At 64.7% G+C, this 15,500-nt stretch carries 13 protein-coding genes; 8 read left to right on the top strand and 5 right to left on the bottom strand.

What is annotated here, in order from left to right; translation table 11 throughout:
• Positions 1-8: 8 nt before the first annotated feature.
• A complete protein-coding gene (mpl, locus tag ACSVDO_RS18095; protein ID WP_489593821.1) occupies positions 9-1,439 on the bottom strand; it encodes a UDP-N-acetylmuramate:L-alanyl-gamma-D-glutamyl-meso-diaminopimelate ligase in 1,431 nt (476 codons plus the stop codon).
• Positions 1,440-1,681: 242 nt separating this feature from the next.
• Here mpl and ACSVDO_RS18090 point away from each other — a divergent pair, with 242 nt between their 5' ends.
• The 8 genes from ACSVDO_RS18090 to ACSVDO_RS18055 all read left to right on the top strand — a co-directional run bounded on the left by ACSVDO_RS18090 (position 1,682) and on the right by ACSVDO_RS18055 (position 8,958).
• Positions 1,682-2,311 (top strand): hypothetical protein, encoded by a 630-nt coding sequence (locus ACSVDO_RS18090; RefSeq protein WP_332539256.1) that lies wholly within the window; start codon positions 1,682-1,684, stop codon positions 2,309-2,311.
• A 91-nt stretch (positions 2,312-2,402) separates the two neighbouring features.
• Complete coding sequence (locus ACSVDO_RS18085; protein WP_332539276.1) at positions 2,403-2,870, top strand: TlpA family protein disulfide reductase; 468 nt, start codon at positions 2,403-2,405, stop codon at positions 2,868-2,870.
• Positions 2,871-2,996: 126 nt separating this feature from the next.
• The gene (gene accB / locus ACSVDO_RS18080; protein WP_213300295.1) at positions 2,997-3,446 is read left to right on the top strand and encodes an acetyl-CoA carboxylase biotin carboxyl carrier protein; all 450 of its coding nucleotides are present in this window, start codon (positions 2,997-2,999) and stop codon (positions 3,444-3,446) included.
• Between the two features lie 114 nt (positions 3,447-3,560).
• Positions 3,561-4,916, top strand: coding sequence for an acetyl-CoA carboxylase biotin carboxylase subunit (gene accC, locus ACSVDO_RS18075; RefSeq protein ID WP_159913325.1), 1,356 nt, complete (start codon positions 3,561-3,563; stop codon positions 4,914-4,916).
• An 81-nt stretch (positions 4,917-4,997) separates the two neighbouring features.
• Positions 4,998-5,882 carry a 50S ribosomal protein L11 methyltransferase gene (gene prmA, locus ACSVDO_RS18070; protein WP_489593818.1) on the top strand — a complete coding sequence of 295 codons (885 nt, stop codon included), beginning with the start codon at positions 4,998-5,000 and terminating at the stop codon, positions 5,880-5,882.
• A gap of 37 nt (positions 5,883-5,919) precedes the next feature.
• The gene (locus ACSVDO_RS18065) at positions 5,920-6,975 is read left to right on the top strand and encodes a zinc-ribbon and DUF3426 domain-containing protein (protein ID WP_489593817.1); all 1,056 of its coding nucleotides are present in this window, start codon (positions 5,920-5,922) and stop codon (positions 6,973-6,975) included.
• Positions 6,976-6,996: 21 nt separating this feature from the next.
• The gene (locus ACSVDO_RS18060) at positions 6,997-7,893 is read left to right on the top strand and encodes a carbohydrate kinase family protein (protein WP_489593815.1); all 897 of its coding nucleotides are present in this window, start codon (positions 6,997-6,999) and stop codon (positions 7,891-7,893) included.
• 66 nt (positions 7,894-7,959) lie between these two features.
• Complete coding sequence (locus tag ACSVDO_RS18055) at positions 7,960-8,958, top strand: metal-dependent hydrolase (RefSeq protein WP_489593813.1); 999 nt, start codon at positions 7,960-7,962, stop codon at positions 8,956-8,958.
• Between the two features lie 60 nt (positions 8,959-9,018).
• Here ACSVDO_RS18055 and ACSVDO_RS18050 read toward each other — a convergent pair whose 3' ends face one another.
• The 4 genes from ACSVDO_RS18050 to ACSVDO_RS18035 form a co-directional block, all read right to left on the bottom strand.
• Positions 9,019-9,543, bottom strand: a complete 525-nt coding sequence (locus tag ACSVDO_RS18050) for a hypothetical protein (RefSeq protein ID WP_489593812.1) — start codon at positions 9,541-9,543, stop codon at positions 9,019-9,021.
• Between the two features lie 218 nt (positions 9,544-9,761).
• A complete protein-coding gene (locus ACSVDO_RS18045; protein WP_489593810.1) occupies positions 9,762-10,814 on the bottom strand; it encodes a hypothetical protein in 1,053 nt (350 codons plus the stop codon).
• Between the two features lie 177 nt (positions 10,815-10,991).
• Complete coding sequence (locus ACSVDO_RS18040) at positions 10,992-12,083, bottom strand: ribonucleotide-diphosphate reductase subunit beta (RefSeq protein ID WP_332549379.1); 1,092 nt, start codon at positions 12,081-12,083, stop codon at positions 10,992-10,994.
• Positions 12,084-12,281: 198 nt separating this feature from the next.
• A complete protein-coding gene (locus ACSVDO_RS18035; RefSeq protein WP_489593808.1) occupies positions 12,282-15,188 on the bottom strand; it encodes a ribonucleoside-diphosphate reductase subunit alpha in 2,907 nt (968 codons plus the stop codon).
• Positions 15,189-15,500 lie beyond the last annotated feature (312 nt).

Raw genomic sequence — 15,500 nt, 5'->3', positions numbered from 1 at the left:
GCCTCGCCTCAACCTGCCTGCTGGCCCAGCCGCTCCAGCAACTTGCCGTGGATCCCGCCAAACCCCCCATTGCTCATGCAGACCACCTGATCGCCGGGCCGGGCCGCGGCCACCACCTGGTCGACCAGCGTGTCGATATCGGCCGCGGTCTGGGCGCGCTTGCCCTGGCCCACGCCCATAGGGGCGAGCGCCGCCGCCGCATCCCAGTCGAGGCCGGCTGTATGGCAGAACACCAGGTCGGCGCTTTCCAGCGACCAGGGCAGCAGCGCTTTCATCGCGCCCAGCTTCATGGTGTTGCTACGCGGTTCGAACACCGCGAGGATGCGCCGGTCGGCCGAGGTGCTGCGGCGCAGGCCGTCGAGCGTGGTGCGTATCGCCGTCGGATGGTGGGCGAAATCGTCGAACACCGCGATGTCGCGCACCGTGCCGCGCAGCTCCATGCGGCGCTTGACGTTCTGAAAGCGCGCCAGTGCCGCGCAGGCCTGGGCTGGCGTCACGCCCACATGCTGGGCCGCGGCGATTGCGGCCAGTGCGTTGAGCTGGTTGTGCACGCCGGTCAGCGACCATTCGAGCCGCGCGACGTTCTTGCCGCGCTGCAGCACATCGAAAGCATGGGGCTCGCCCTGGGCGCTGAAGTCGCTCACGGCCGAGCCGAAATCGCAGACATCGCTCCAGCAGCCCTGGTGCAGCACGCGTGTCAGGCTCTCTTCCAGCGCATTGCTGACAATGCGCCCAGACGAAGGCACGGTGCGCACCAGATGGTGAAATTGGCGCTCGATCGCTGCAAGATCGTCAAAGATGTCGGCGTGATCGAACTCCAGGTTGTTCAGAACTGCCGTGCGCGGATGGTAATGCACGAACTTGCTGCGCTTGTCGAAGAACGCGGTGTCGTACTCGTCGGCTTCGATCACGAACAGCGGCTCGGCGCCCGCCGGTCCCGGCCCTGAAACGGGTCGCGTGGCCGCGCCCAGCCGCGCGGACACACCGAAGTCCAGCGGCACGCCGCCGACCAGGAAGCCCGGCGCAAGGCCCGCGCATTCGAGAATCCAGGCCAGCATCGATGTGGTCGTGGTCTTGCCGTGCGTGCCGGCCACGGCCAGCACATGGCGACCGCGCAGCACATGCTCGCTGAGCCATTGCGGGCCACTGGTATAGGGCAGGCCGGCGTCGAGAATCGCTTCCATCAGCGGATACTTCGCGCGTCCGTCGGGCAGGCGCGCGCGGCTGACGACGTTGCCGACGACGAACATGTCGGGCCGCAGGCTGATCTGGTCGGCGTCATAGCCTTCGATCAGTTCTATGCCCAAGGCGCGCAGCTGGTCGCTCATCGGGGGATATACGCCGGCATCGCAGCCGGTCACGCGGTGGCCCGCTTCGCGCGCGAGTGCGGCGAGTCCGCCCATGAAGGTGCCGCAAATCCCCAATATATGTATGTGCATGGCTCGGGATTCTACGTTTGGCGCAGCGCAGCAAGCGCGTTGGTCGCGCCGCGGTGACAAGGGCTTGCAAAAAAGCCGGGGCCGCGCATTTAATGGCGTTGCGGCGCGCGCCTGGCCAATGGTCGCGGCGCCGACAATCACCGCTGGCACGGCGGGGCGATGCCATCCCGGTATTCTGTCGCCAGGGGCCTGCGGTGATGCGCTGCGGGTGTTTGTCGGTTCGGCGTTTTTCGGGAGGCTTTATGCAACAAGACTCACTCATGGATGAGATCGCCCACACCGCCGCGCGCCTGGTTGTGGAAGATGGTCTCGACTGGGGCGCGGCCAAGCGGCGAGCGTTGCGTGAACTGGGCCTGCCCGCGCGCACCGCACTGCCCGACAACGACCGCGTCGAGGACGCGGTGCGTGAGTACATAACGCTGTTTTGCGCCGACACCCAGCCGGCCGAGTTGCGCGCGCTGCGCGGGCTGGCGCTCGAGTGGATGGAGCGCATGGCCGAGTTCCGCCCGCATCTGGGCGGCGCGGTCTGGCGCGGCACGGCGACGCGGCTGTCCGATATCTATCTGCAGCTGTTCTGCGATGACTGCAAGTCGGCAGAAATCGCACTCATCAACCACCATGTCGACTACGACCCGAGCACGGTCACGGGCTTTCATGGCGAGGATGTCGAGGCGCTGAGCCTGGGCGTGATGTGCCGCGAACTCGACGTGGTCGTGGGCGTGCACCTGCTGGTCTACGATCTCGACGATCTGCGCGGCGCGCTGCGCCCCGATGCCCACGGCCGCAGTCCGCGCGGCGATACGGCGGCGGTGCGCAAACTGCTGCGTGAAGATAATGGAACCCATGACGAAGCTATCCAACCAGTCCGATGAGTCCTCTGCGGCTGCCGTGCCCGCAGGCGCTGCAGCCCTTTCCTCGCGCCGGCGCCTGTGGCTGGGCGCGGGTGTGGCCGGTGTGGCCGCCATGGCCGGCGCAGGTGTCGCCTGGTGGCGGCTGACGCCTGGCGCGACCGAGCCTGGCGTGGAGGAGGCGCTGTGGCGCCAGCAGTTCACCACGCCCGACGGCGCGCCGCTGCCCATGGCGGCCTGGCGCGGCCAGCCGCTGATCGTCAATTTCTGGGCCACCTGGTGTCCGCCCTGCGTGCGCGAGCTGCCGCTGCTCAGCGAATTTGCGGGCCGCAAAGCCGTGCATGGCATTCAGGTGGTAGGCTTGGCGGTCGACAAGCCCGCGCCGGTGCAGAAGTTCCTGCAGCGCCAGCCGCTGGGCTTTCCCGTGGGCATGGCTGCCGATGGCACCCAGCTCACGCGCGAGCTGGGCAACATGAACGGCGGACTGCCGTTCACGGTGTTCCTGGGCGCAGACGGAAAGCTGCGGCAACGTAAAATAGGCGAACTGAGCGCGCAAGATCTTGCGAAATGGGCCCAAAGCTAGCCTGGGGCATGCCTTTTTTCCCTAATCTCCCTAGCGATGTTGATGAAAAATGTGCCTCGAAACGCGAAGTAGGGCGAAATTGGAGTAAATTCGCGCCCTTATTAAGTTTTAGTCGCTGGAGCTCCCATGGATTTGCGAAAACTCAAGACATTGATCGATCTGGTCTCTGAATCCAACGTGTCAGAGTTGGAAATCACCGAGGCCGAAGGCAAGGTGCGTATCGTCAAGAGCGAAGGCAAGGTACTGCAGCAGTATGTCGCCGCTCCCGTGGCCGCCCCCGTGGCGCCCGCTCCCGCTGCCGCTCCCACGGCCGAGCTGCCCGCTCCCGTGGCTGCGGAGACCGGTCATGTCGTGAAGTCGCCGATGGTGGGAACGTTCTACCGTTCGTCTAGCCCGGGTGCCAAGCCGTTTGTCGAGCTGGGTTCCGAGGTCAAGGAAGGCGAGACCATCTGCATCATCGAAGCGATGAAGATCCTCAACGAGATCGAAGCCGACAAGTCGGGCAAGATCACCCGCATCCTGGGCGAAAACGGCCAGGCGGTGGAATACGGACAACCACTGTTCGTGATCGAGTGATCGGCGAGCCTGTGATGCTGCGTGAAGCAAAAAGTAGCAGCCGCGCCTGTCGCCCGGCTGTGCCCATGACTGTGGCGTGCGCCCATACGCAGGCACTGCGCTGCGAGGACTTCCATGTTTAAGAAAATTTTGGTGGCCAACCGGGGCGAAATTGCCCTGCGCATCCAGCGCGCCTGCCGCGAACTGGGTGTCAAGGCCGTGATGGTCTACTCCGAAGCCGACCGTGACGCCAAGTACGTCAAGCTCGCCGACGAGGCCGTCTGCATAGGCCCTGCGCCTTCTCCGCTGAGCTATCTCAGCATGCCGGCCATCATTTCCGCGGCCGAAGTGACCGATGCCGAAGCCATCCACCCCGGCTACGGTTTCCTCAGTGAAAACGCCGACTTCGCCGAACGCGTCGAGAAGAGCGGTTTCCAGTTCATCGGCCCCACGCCCGAGTCGATCCGCATCATGGGCGACAAGGTCTCGGCCAAGCAGGCGATGATCAAGGCCGGCGTGCCTTGCGTGCCCGGCTCCGACGGCGAGCTGCCTGACGATCCGGTGCAGATCCGCCGCATCGCCAAGGCCGTGGGCTATCCCGTGATCATCAAGGCCGCAGGCGGCGGCGGTGGCCGCGGCATGCGCGTGGTGCATACCGAAGCCGCGCTGGTCAACGCCGTGCAGATGACCAAGGCCGAAGCCGCTGCGGCATTCGGCAACCCCGCGGTGTACATGGAAAAGTACCTGCAGAACCCGCGCCACATTGAAATCCAGGTGCTGGCCGACAAGTTCAAGAACGCCGTCTATCTGGGCGAGCGCGACTGCTCCATGCAGCGCCGCCACCAGAAGGTGATCGAAGAGGCGCCCGCGCCCGGCATTCCACGCCGCCTGATCGAACGCATTGGCGAGCGCTGCGTCGCGGCCTGCAAGAAGATCGGCTACCGCGGTGCGGGCACGTTCGAGTTCCTGTTCGAAAACGGTGAGTTCTATTTCATTGAAATGAACACCCGGGTTCAGGTCGAGCACCCCGTGACCGAAATGATTTCGGGCGTAGACATCGTCAAGACGCAGATCATGGTCGCGGCCGACGAGAAGCTGCCGTTCACGCAGCGCCAGATCGAGCTGCGCGGCCATGCGATCGAATGCCGCATCAACGCCGAGGACGCGTACAAGTTCACGCCGTCTCCCGGTCGCATCACCACCTGGCATGCGCCGGGCGGCCCGGGCGTGCGTGTCGACTCGCACATCTACACGAACTATTTCGTTCCCCCGAACTACGACTCGATGATCGGCAAGCTGATCGTCCACGGCGACACGCGCGAGCAGGCCCTGGCCCGCATGCGCACGGCGCTGCTGGAAACCGTGGTCGAAGGCATCAACACCAACATTCCCCTGCACAAGGATCTGATGGTCGATGCCAAGTTCATGGAAGGCGGCACCAACATCCACTATCTGGAAGAGTGGCTGCAGCTGCGCAACCCCAAGCGATGAGTCCGGCCGCAGGGCTGTGACCGCATATGCTGGCCTCTGGCGACGGAGGCCGGCATTTTCATTTTTACAAGGAACGGCGTCATGTTTGAACTGAGCCTGTTGTGCCCCGAAGACCGGGTGGAAACCATCAGCGATGCGCTCGACGCGCTGGACGCATTGAGCGTATCGGTCGAAGACGCCGATGCACAGACCGAGGCCGAGCAGGCATTGTTTGGCGAGCCCGGCATGCCGCCGCCCAAGGACGGCTGGCAGCGCAGCCGCGTGGTCGCGCTGTTTCCCAGCGAGGAACTCGCACAGGAAGCGCGCCAATTGCTGAGCCTGCAGGACTTCTTCGAAGGCTGCACCATTCTGGGCGTGAACAATGTGCCCGAGCAGGATTGGGTGCGCCTGACGCAGTCGCAGTTCACGCCTGTGGACATCACGCCCGAGTTCTGGATCGTGCCCACCTGGCACGACATGCCTGAACAAGCCAAGGTCAGCATCCGCCTCGATCCAGGTCTGGCGTTCGGCACCGGCACCCATCCAACGACGCGCATGTGCCTGCGCTGGATCGCACGCCAGCCCCAGGGATCGCTGGGCCGCGTGCTCGACTACGGCTGTGGCTCGGGCATTCTTGCCATCGGCGCGGCCAAGTTCGGCGCGGTCGACATCGACGCCGTGGACATCGATACCGCGGCCGTCGACTCGACGCTGCTCAATGCCCAGGCGAACGAAGTGCAGCTGTCCGCTGGCCTGCCCGACAAGGCCAGCGGCGAGTACGGCACGGTGCTGGCCAACATCCTGGCCTCGCCCCTGAAGGTGCTCGCGCCGCTGCTGTGCGCGCATGTGGCCGCGGGCGGCAACCTGGTGCTCGCGGGTATCCTGGAGCGCCAGGCCGATGAGCTCAAGGAGGCCTATGCACCCTGGGTCAAGCTCGAAGTCGCGGATGCGCAGGACGGCTGGATCCTGATGACCGCTTCGCGCTGAGCGCCTTCGGTCGCCCCACTTTTGACAGGAACTGCCGATGAGCCAGACCACGCGCTGCCCTTCTTGTGGAACGAAGTTCAAGGTGGTGGCCGACCAGTTGCGCATTTCAGAGGGCTGGGTGCGCTGCGGCCAGTGCGAGCAGGTGTTCGACGCCACGCTGACGCTGGAGTCGCCTGCCATGGCTGCGGCATCCGTCGCTGCGGCGCCGGTGGTGCTGCCCGAGGCCGCAGGCTATGCGCTGCCCACGGCGGTCGACGACGACGAGGACCTGCCGCTCGATGCGGCCGCCAGGCCCAACACGCCGGCTTCCTGGCCCGAGCTGACCGAAGCCGATATGGCGCCGGCGCGCGCGAGCGCACCCGAGGCCCGTACCGAGCCGGACCTGGACCCCGAGCCCGAGCCCGAGCCCGAGGATTCCACGGCGCCACCGCCCGCCGCGCAGCCGGCCAAGGTACCCGAACTGTCACCGGATTCCGAACTTGAACCGGCGCCGGAGCCCGTGCTGGAATCCGCGTCCTTGTCCGACGCCACCGAGACCGTGGCCACCGACCCGTTTGCGCAGCCGCTGCCCGAGGCCGAACCCGGCTTCGTGCGCGCCGCGCGGCGCAAGGCGTTCTGGCATGCGCCCGGCGTGCGCCTGGCGCTGGCGCTGGGCAGCACGGTGCTGCTGGTGGGACTGGCGCTGCAGGTTGCGCTGCACGAGCGCAATGCGCTCGCCGCCCGGCTGCCGTCGCTGCGCCCCGCATTGCAAGGCCTGTGTGCGCTGACCGGTTGCACGCTGACGGCGCGCCAGGACATCAGCCAGGTCGTGATCGCGAGCTCGGCCTTCACGCGCAGCGCCCAGCCCGACAGTTACCTGCTGAGCCTGACCATAGAAAACCAGGCCGGCACCGAACTCGCCATGCCCGCCGTGGAACTCACGCTCACCGACCTGCAGGACCAGCCGGTGCTGCGCCGCGTGCTGCTGCCCGCCGATCTGCAGGCGCCCGCGACGCTGGGCGCCCAGGCCGAATGGAGTGTGCGCATTCCGCTGGCCGTCAGCGCCACGCCGACGCGCATTGCGGGTTATCGTGCTCTTGTCTTTTATCCCTGATCTTTGGAAAACTCACCGACTATGGCCGCCCTCATTTGTGGATCCCTCGCGTTTGACACCATCATGACCTTCGAGGGTCGTTTCGCGGACCAGATCCTGCCCGATCAGCTGCATATTCTCAATGTGTCGTTCCTGGTGCCCACGCTGCGCCGCGACTTCGGTGGCTGCGCGGGCAATATCGCCTACAGTCTGAAGCTGCTGGGCGGCGAGCCGCTGCCTATGGCCATGCTCGGCAGCGACGGCGCGAGCTACCTGGAGCACATGCGCGAGCTGGGCATCTCGACGCGCCATGTCGGCGAAAGCGGTGAGATCTATACGGCCCAGGCCATGATCATGACCGACACCGACAACAACCAGATCACCGCCTTCCACCCCGGCGCGATGTCGCATGCCCATCTGCTGCAGATCTCGGGCGAGACGCGCGCCGCCGTGGGCATCGTCGCGCCCGACGGCCGCGACGCCATGATCCAGCACGCGCGCCAGTTCAAGGAAGCGGGCATTCCATTCGTCTTCGATCCGGGCCAGGGCCTGCCGATGTTCAACGGCGACGAACTCAAGGTCTTCATCGAGCAGGCCGACTGGATCGCGGTCAACGACTACGAAGCCAAGGTCCTTTGCGACCGCACGGGACTGGACCTCGCGGCGCTTTCGCAGCGGGTCAAGGGCCTGGTGGTGACGCTGGGCGCCGACGGCTGCGAAGTCTGGGAGCAGGGCGCGAAGACCCTGGTCGCGCCGGTCACGCCCAAGCAGGTCGTCGATCCCACGGGCTGCGGCGACGCATGGCGTGGCGCGCTGCTGTTCGGCCTGGAGAAGGGCTGGTCGCTGGTGCGCTGCGCCGAACTCGGCAACCGCGTGGGCGCGCTCAAGATCGCCAGCAAGGGGCCGCAGAACTACCTGCTTGATTTCGCGGTGGAGTAAGCCCCGGCGCAGCCGCGGGCGTGCCACACGCTCATGGCCCAATCTCTTTTCTGAACCTGGACGAGCATGGATTCCGTTTCACAGATCGCGCTGGGTTCGGCGCTGGCGATTGCCACCATGGGGCGGCGCACGGCGGTCTGGAAAGCCGCGCTATGGGGTGCGGTCGCGGGAACGCTCCCCGATCTCGATGTGTTCATCGACCATGGCAATGCGCTGGCCAACATGGTCAACCACCGCGGCAACAGCCATTCGCTGCTGTACCTGCTGCTGCTTTCGCCGCTGCTGGGCGCGTGCATAGCGCGGCTGCACGGCGAAGGCGCGCTGTGGCGCCGCTGGGCCGTGGCGATGGCGCTGGTGCTGGTCACGCATCCGATACTCGACTGGTTCACGATCTACGGCACGCAGCTGCTGCGGCCGTTCAGCACCGGGGCCTACGGGCTGGGCAGTGTCTTTGTGATCGACCCGCTCTATACCTTGCCGCTGCTGGTGGGCATCGTGCTGGCGCTGGGCCGCAAGGCGTTCGCAGGCCTTCGCGCCAACCGCATGGGCCTGGTGCTGAGCAGCCTGTACCTGGGCTGGAGCGTTCTGGCGCAGCAGCATGCGAGCGGCGTGGCCCAGGCGTCGCTCGCAGCGCAGCGCATAGCGGCGCCGCAGATGCTCGTGACCGCGACGCCGCTCAATACGCTGCTGTGGCGCGTCGTCGCTTTGGGCGACACGCACTATTGGGAAGGCTATTACTCGATATTCGATCAGGACGGCGACATGGCCTGGACCCGGCATGAGCGCGGCACGGCGCTGCAGGCGCTGTACGCGCCCCAGGCGCCGGCCGTGCGCCTGCTCGCGGACTTCGCGCACGACTTCGTGAAGCTGGAACAGCAAGGCGATGACCTGTACTTGAGCGACCTGCGCATGGGCAGTGAAGGCCGTTATAGCTTTCGTTTTCTGCTGGGCAGCGCCGCGGATGTCGCCGCAGGCCGCGTGAACATCGAGCAGCAGGCGCTGGATTTTCCGCTGCGCCAGGCCCTGGGTGAGCTGTGGCAGCGTATCTGGCATAAGCCGGACTGAGGCAGCGCAGGGGGCGCAGTGCACGGCGCATGTGCCCGCCTCGCCGGTCTGTAGCGGTGGTTATGCCAGATGATCCGCTGCTTGAGAGGACGCGCCAACGATCGCTGGAATGACTTCCTGCGTGTCTGGACTATCTTCCGCTTCGTTCTTTTCCTCAACCTTGTCTGCATGATCTTCGGAGGGGGTGGCTGCAGCGGCAGCGGTTGTCTCGCTGTCCGGCGTTGCATCTGTCCCGGTGTTCGTATCCGGCTGCGGTTCCTGAGTCGATGCAGGCGGCACCTGATCGATCAGTTGATTCACCTGAAGCCACAGCTTTTGCCTTTCCTTCTGCAGGTCCCACAGCTGCTGCGGCAACACCACGTCTTGCAGATAGTCCATGGCATGCATCACCGACAAGACATGTTTTTGCTGCACCTCTCGGAGCTGCTGCATGACTTCTGGATGATGGTCTTCCAGTGCCGTCAGCCGGGGTAGCAAGGAGCCCGGCTTTGCGCGCAATTTCCACATGAAGTTGATGCGGTCTATTTGCGCGATGATTTGATCCTGGTTGGTGATATAGGCATGCAATAGTTGTTCAGGTGTCATGGATGTCTGGAAAGTCGTTGAATGAAAATTTGGCCTAGTGATCGCTATTGAATATCAATAGTCAATAACTATGTGATAGCTTTCATTCAAAGGTTCCATCTATCGAGAAAGGGCTCCCCATGGGCCGGCGCTTGGATCGGAGTTCTGGACTGAACTCTTGCGGAATGAAAAAAGCCCGAGGCCTTGCGGCTTCGGGCTTTGGCGCGGAGCGTCATGCCTCAGGGCTTGGTGCCCGTGGGGAAGGGCCATGCGGCTTGCGGGTTCAGCGCGGTCTGTGCCACGGGGGCGGCAACGGCAGCAGGGGCTGCAGCGGCCTTGGCGGGCTTCTTTGCAGCAGCCTTCTTTGCGGGAGCAGCAGCCTTGGCAGGCGCGGCGGCCTTTGCCGGTGCATCAGCCTTCTTCGCGGGCGCAGCAGCCTTGGCAGGCGTGGCGGCCTTTGCCGGCGCAACAGCCTTCTTCGCGGGTGCAGCGGCCTTCTTGGCAGGAGCTGCAGCCTTCTTCGCCGGTGCGGCAGCCTTCACAGGAGCAGCAGCCTTCTTGGCAGGAGCGGCAGCCTTTTTCGCGGGAGCGGCAGCCTTGGCAGAAGCGGCCTTCGCCGGAGCAGCAGCCTTCTTCGCGGGAGCGGCGGCCTTGGCAGGCGCAGCAGCCTTCTTCGCGGGAGCGGCGGCCTTGGCAGGCGCAGCATCCTTCTTCGCGGGAGCGGCGGCCTTGGCGGGCGCAGCAGCCTTCTTCGCGGGAGCGGCGGCCTTGGCGGGCGCAGCAGCCTTCTTCGCGGGAGCAGCGGCCTTGGCGGGCGCAGCAGCCTTCTTCGCGGGAGCGGCGGCCTTGGTGGGCGCAGCAGCCTTCTTCGCGGGAGCTGCTGGCTTCACCGGTGCAGCAGCCTTGGATGCAGCAGCCTTGGGTGCGGCAGCCTTCTTGGCAGGTGCAGCAGCCTTGGGCGCCTCAGCCTTCTTCGCTGGAGCAGCAGCCTTGGCCGAAGCCGTGGACGGCTTGGTCACCGCGGCTTTGGTAGAGGTTGCGGCTGGCTTGGCAGCAGCGGTCTTGGTCGCAGCTGCGGGCTTGGCCGCGGCAGCTTTCTTCGCCGTAGCTGCGGGCTTGGCTGCGGCCTTGGGCGCAGCAGCCTTCTTGGGTGCAGCGGCCTTGGTCACGGTCGTGGCCTTGGCTGCCGCCTTGGCGGGGGCCGCCACAGCCGGTGCTGCCGCCTTCTTCACGGACTCTGCCGGGGCGGCAGTCGAGGCCTTTTTGTCGGCCGTTTTTTTCGCAGTTGCCATCATCTTCTCCTTGGTCGATTTGCACAAAACACTTCGACTGCACATGGGCAGGAAGCGATCCATAGCGATGTGGAGTGACGCATCGCAATGAACACGGAATCGCCCCGCGCAGCACCTTGATTCAAAGTGATTTGTTCGGGACGGTTGATGTGTGCCATTGTGCCTGCTGGAGAGCGATTAATCCCAGGAAAGTGCGCCGCCGGTCTGATACTCGATCACACGTGTCTCAAAGAAGTTACGTTCCTTCTTCAAATCGATCATCTCGCTCATCCACGGGAAGGGATTTTCCTCGCCGGGGAACAGTTCTTCCAGGCCGATTTGCGTGGCCCGGCGATTGGCGATGTAGCGCAGGTAGCCCTTGAACATCGAGGCGTTCATGCCCAGCACGCCGCGCGGCATGGTGTCTTCGGCATAGGCGTATTCGAGTTCGACGGCCTTGGTGAACAGCGCCTTGATCTCTTCCTTGAACTCGTTGGTCCAGAGGTGGGGGTTCTCGAGCTTGAGCTGGTTGATCAGATCGATGCCGAAGTTGCAGTGCATGGACTCGTCGCGCAGGATGTACTGGTACTGCTCGGCGGCACCGGTCATCTTGTTCTGGCGGCCCAGCGCGAGGATCTGCGTGAAGCCGACGTAGAAGAACAGGCCTTCCATCAGGCAGGCGAAAACGATCAGCGACTTGAGCAGCGTCTGGTCGTTTTCGGGCGTGCCGGTGTGGAAGTTCGGGTCCATGATCGCCTCGATGTACGGGATCAGGAACTCGTCCTTGTCGCGTATCGACTTGACTTCGTTGTAGGCGTTGAAGATCTCGCCTTCGTCCAGGCCCAGCGATTCGACGATGTACTGGTAGGCGTGGGTGTGGATGGCTTCCTCGAAGGCCTGGCGCAGCAGGAACTGGCGGCATTCGGGCGCCGTGATGTGGCGGTAGGTGCCCAGCACGATGTTGTTCGCGGCCAGCGAGTCGGCCGTGACGAAGAAGCCCAGGTTGCGCTTGACGATGCGGCGCTCGTCTTCGGTCAGGCCGTTGGGGTCCTTCCACAACGCGATGTCGCGCGTCATGTTCACTTCCTGCGGCATCCAGTGGTTGGCGCAGGTGGCCAGGTACTTTTCCCAGGCCCACTTGTACTTGAAAGGCACCAGCTGGTTCACATCGGTCTTGGCGTTGATGATGCGCTTGTCGGCTGCATTCACACGCTTGAAGGCGGCGGGAGCGGGGGCCTGTTCGTCGCCGGCCGGGGCGTTGGAGGAGATGTCGTCGTCGAAGGTCAGCATGGTGTATTCCTGAAAGGGGCTGCGATTGTGGGCAGCATGGCCGGCATTGCGCGCGGAGGTCCGTGGAGCGAGCCTGCGGATTCCGAGGGCCGGCATTCGTCTTATTTTTGCAGAAAGCGAGCGCGGCCTGGTGCCGCGCTTTACGCCACCCCACCGGCCGTGGCCGGGTGGGGTCAACGCCCTGAGGCGTTCAATGGCTTATTGACAAGCCTCGCAGCCTGGGTCGTCGATCGCGCAGAACTTGATGTCCGTTGCGGGCGTGCTGGCCAGGGCGGCGGCGGCCGCCTTTTCAAGCGCGCTGGGCGCTGCGGCAACGGGGGCCGCAGGCGCTGCGGCGCTCGATGTGGCGGAGGACGAGGACACGGCGTTGAGCGTGCGGCTTTGCACCGTGGACTTCTCGACCTGCGTGGCGCTGGTGGTGCGCAGATAGTAGGTGGTCTTCAGACCGCGCAGCCAGGCCAGCTTGTAGGTGTCGTCGAGCTTCTTGCCCGAGGCACCGGCCATGTAGATGTTCAGGCTCTGGGCCTGATCGATCCACTTCTGGCGACGCGACGCGGCTTCGACCAGCCATTCGGGCGAGACTTCGAACGCGGTCGCGTACTGGTCCTTGATTTCCTGGGGCACGCGGTCGATGGGGCGCAGCGAGCCGTCGAAGTGCTTGAGGTCCATGACCATCACGTCATCCCACAGGCCCAGGCGCTTGAGGTCACGCACCAGGTAGCCGTTGATGATGGTGAATTCACCCGACAGGTTGGACTTGACCGACAGGTTGCCGAACGAAGGCTCGATCGATGCGTCCACGCCAACGATGTTGGAGATGGTCGCCGTGGGAGCGATGGCCACGCAGTTGGAATTGCGCATGCCGTCGGCCGCGATCTTGTTGCGCAGGCTGTCCCAGTCGAGGCGCATGGAGCGATCGACTTCGACATGGCCGCCACGCGCCTTTTCCAGCAGGTCCAGCGTGTCCAGCGGCAGGATGCCACGGTCCCACAGCGAGCCCTTGAAGGTCGAGTAGGCGCCGCGTTCCTTGGACAGCTCGGTCGAGGCCCAGTAGGCGTAGTAGCAGATGGCTTCCATCGACTGGTCGGCGAACTCCACGGCCGAGAGCGAGGCGTAGGGCATGCGCATTTCATACAGCGCATCCTGGAAGCCCATCAGGCCCAGGCCCACGGGGCGGTGGCGCAGGTTCGAATCCTTGGCCTTCTGCACCGCGTAGTAATTGATGTCGATCACGTTGTCGAGCATGCGCATCGCCGTGGTGATGGTCTTGCGCAGCTTCTCGTGGTCGAGCTGACCGTTCTTGATGTGGCGCACCAGGTTGACCGAGCCGAGGTTGCAGACCGCGGTTTCGGTGTCGCTGGTGTTGAGCGTGATTTCGGTGCACAGGTTGGACGAGTGCACCACGCCCACATGCTGCTGCGGCGAACGGATGTTGCAAGGATCCTTGAAGGTGATCCAGGGGTGGCCGGTCTCGAACAGCATCGAGAGCATCTTGCGCCACAGGTCGGTGGCGGGCAGCGTCTTGTGCAGCTTGAGCTCGCCGCTCGCAGCCTTGGTTTCGTAGGCGGTATAGGCCTTCTCGAAATCGGCGCCGAACAGGTCATGCAGGTCGGGCACGTCGGCGGGCGAGAACAGCGTCCAGCTGCCCTTTTCGATCACGCGGCGCATGAACAGATCGGGGATCCAGTTGGCGGTGTTCATGTCGTGCGTACGGCGGCGGTCGTCGCCGGTGTTCTTGCGCAGTTCCAGGAACTCCTCGATGTCGAGGTGCCAGGTTTCGAGGTAAGTGCAGACCGCGCCCTTGCGCTTGCCGCCCTGGTTCACGGCCACGGCCGTGTCGTTGACCACCTTGAGGAAAGGCACGACGCCTTGCGATTCGCCGTTCGTGCCCTTGATGCGCGAACCCAGGGCGCGCACGCGCGTCCAGTCGTTGCCCAGGCCGCCGGCAAACTTCGACAGCAGCGCGTTTTCCTTGATCGACTCATAGATGCCATCGAGGTCGTCGGGCACCGTGGTCAGATAGCAGCTCGACAGCTGCGAACGCAGCGTGCCGCTGTTGAACAGCGTGGGCGTGCTGCTCATGAAGTCGAACGAGCTCAGCAGCTCGTAGAACTCGATGGCGCGCGCGTTGCGGTCGGTCTCGCCCAGCGCCAGGCCCATGGCCACGCGCATGAAGAACGACTGGGGCAGCTCGATGCGCGTCTTCTTGACGTGCAGGAAGTAGCGGTCATACAGCGTCTGCAGGCCAAGATAGTCGAACTGCTGGTCGCGTTCGGCCTTGAGGGCCTGGGCCAGGCGCGGCAGGTCGTAGTTGAGCAGCTCGGGGTTGAGCAGTTCGTTGTCGACACCCTTTTGCACGAAGCCAGGGAAGTAGTCGACATAGGCGGCCGACATGTCGGCGGGCGCGACATCGCGGCCCATGACTTCGCGCACGATCGTGTGCAGCAGCAGGCGCGCGGTGGCGTAGGTGTAGTCGGGGTCCTTTTCGATCAGCGTGCGCGCTGCCAGGATGGCGGCCTTGAACACTTCGTCGATCGGCACGCCGTCATACAGATTGCGCAGCGTTTCCTGCACGATGGGATCGGGCTTGATGTCGGCGTTCAGGCCCTTGCACGCAGCTTCGATCAGCGCCAGCAGGGCTTCGCGGTTGAGCGGCACGCGCTGGCCCTTGTCGGTCACATGCAGCACGGGGGCGGGAGCGGCCGTGGCCTGGGCGGCCTTCTTCTGCTCGGCGCGTTCCTGGTTGCGGCGCTCGCGGTACAGCACATAGGCGCGCGCGACTTCGTGGTGGCCGCCGCGCATCAGGCCGAGTTCGACCTGGTCTTGAATGTCTTCGATGTGGAACGTGCCGCCGCCCGGACGCGAGCGCACCAGCGCGCGCACCACGCCTTGCGTGAGCTCGTCCACCATTTCGCGCACGCTGGACGAGGCCGCGCCCTGGGCGCCGCGCACGGCCAGGAAGGCCTTGGTCACGGCGATGGCGATTTTCTGCGGCGTGAAGTCCACGACATCGCCGCTGCGGCGCATCACGTGGTACTGCTCGGAAGCCGAGTGGGTCGCTGCATCGGCGGACGCAGTGGATACGGGGTTCAACGCTTCTTGCATGGATTCCTCTTGGGCGTTTAAGTGATGGCGCTGTAGTGGCGGATGGCCGGCAGCGCGGAGGCTTGTCCACAAGCCATGCACACGCTGTGCACAACTTTTTAACACTAAATGTAGTGCTTGTGGAGGGCTTCGACCACTACAGGTAGTGTCTTTGCTTCGGGTGCTAGTGTAGCGCGGACCCCAAGCCGGGGGGGCGAAATGGACCCGAAACCCTAGCCGTCGAGGCGGAATCGGGCGACTTTTCCAGCGCCGAAGCGGGCCTGTGCAGCGCGAATGCCAGTGTCCGCGCGGGCTCGCGGCGAAGCGCGACAG

Source organism: Comamonas sp. DB36, from assembly GCF_057914905.1.
Note: the sequence above shows the minus strand (reverse complement) of the source record. Positions and strands in the feature narration are given on the sequence as shown.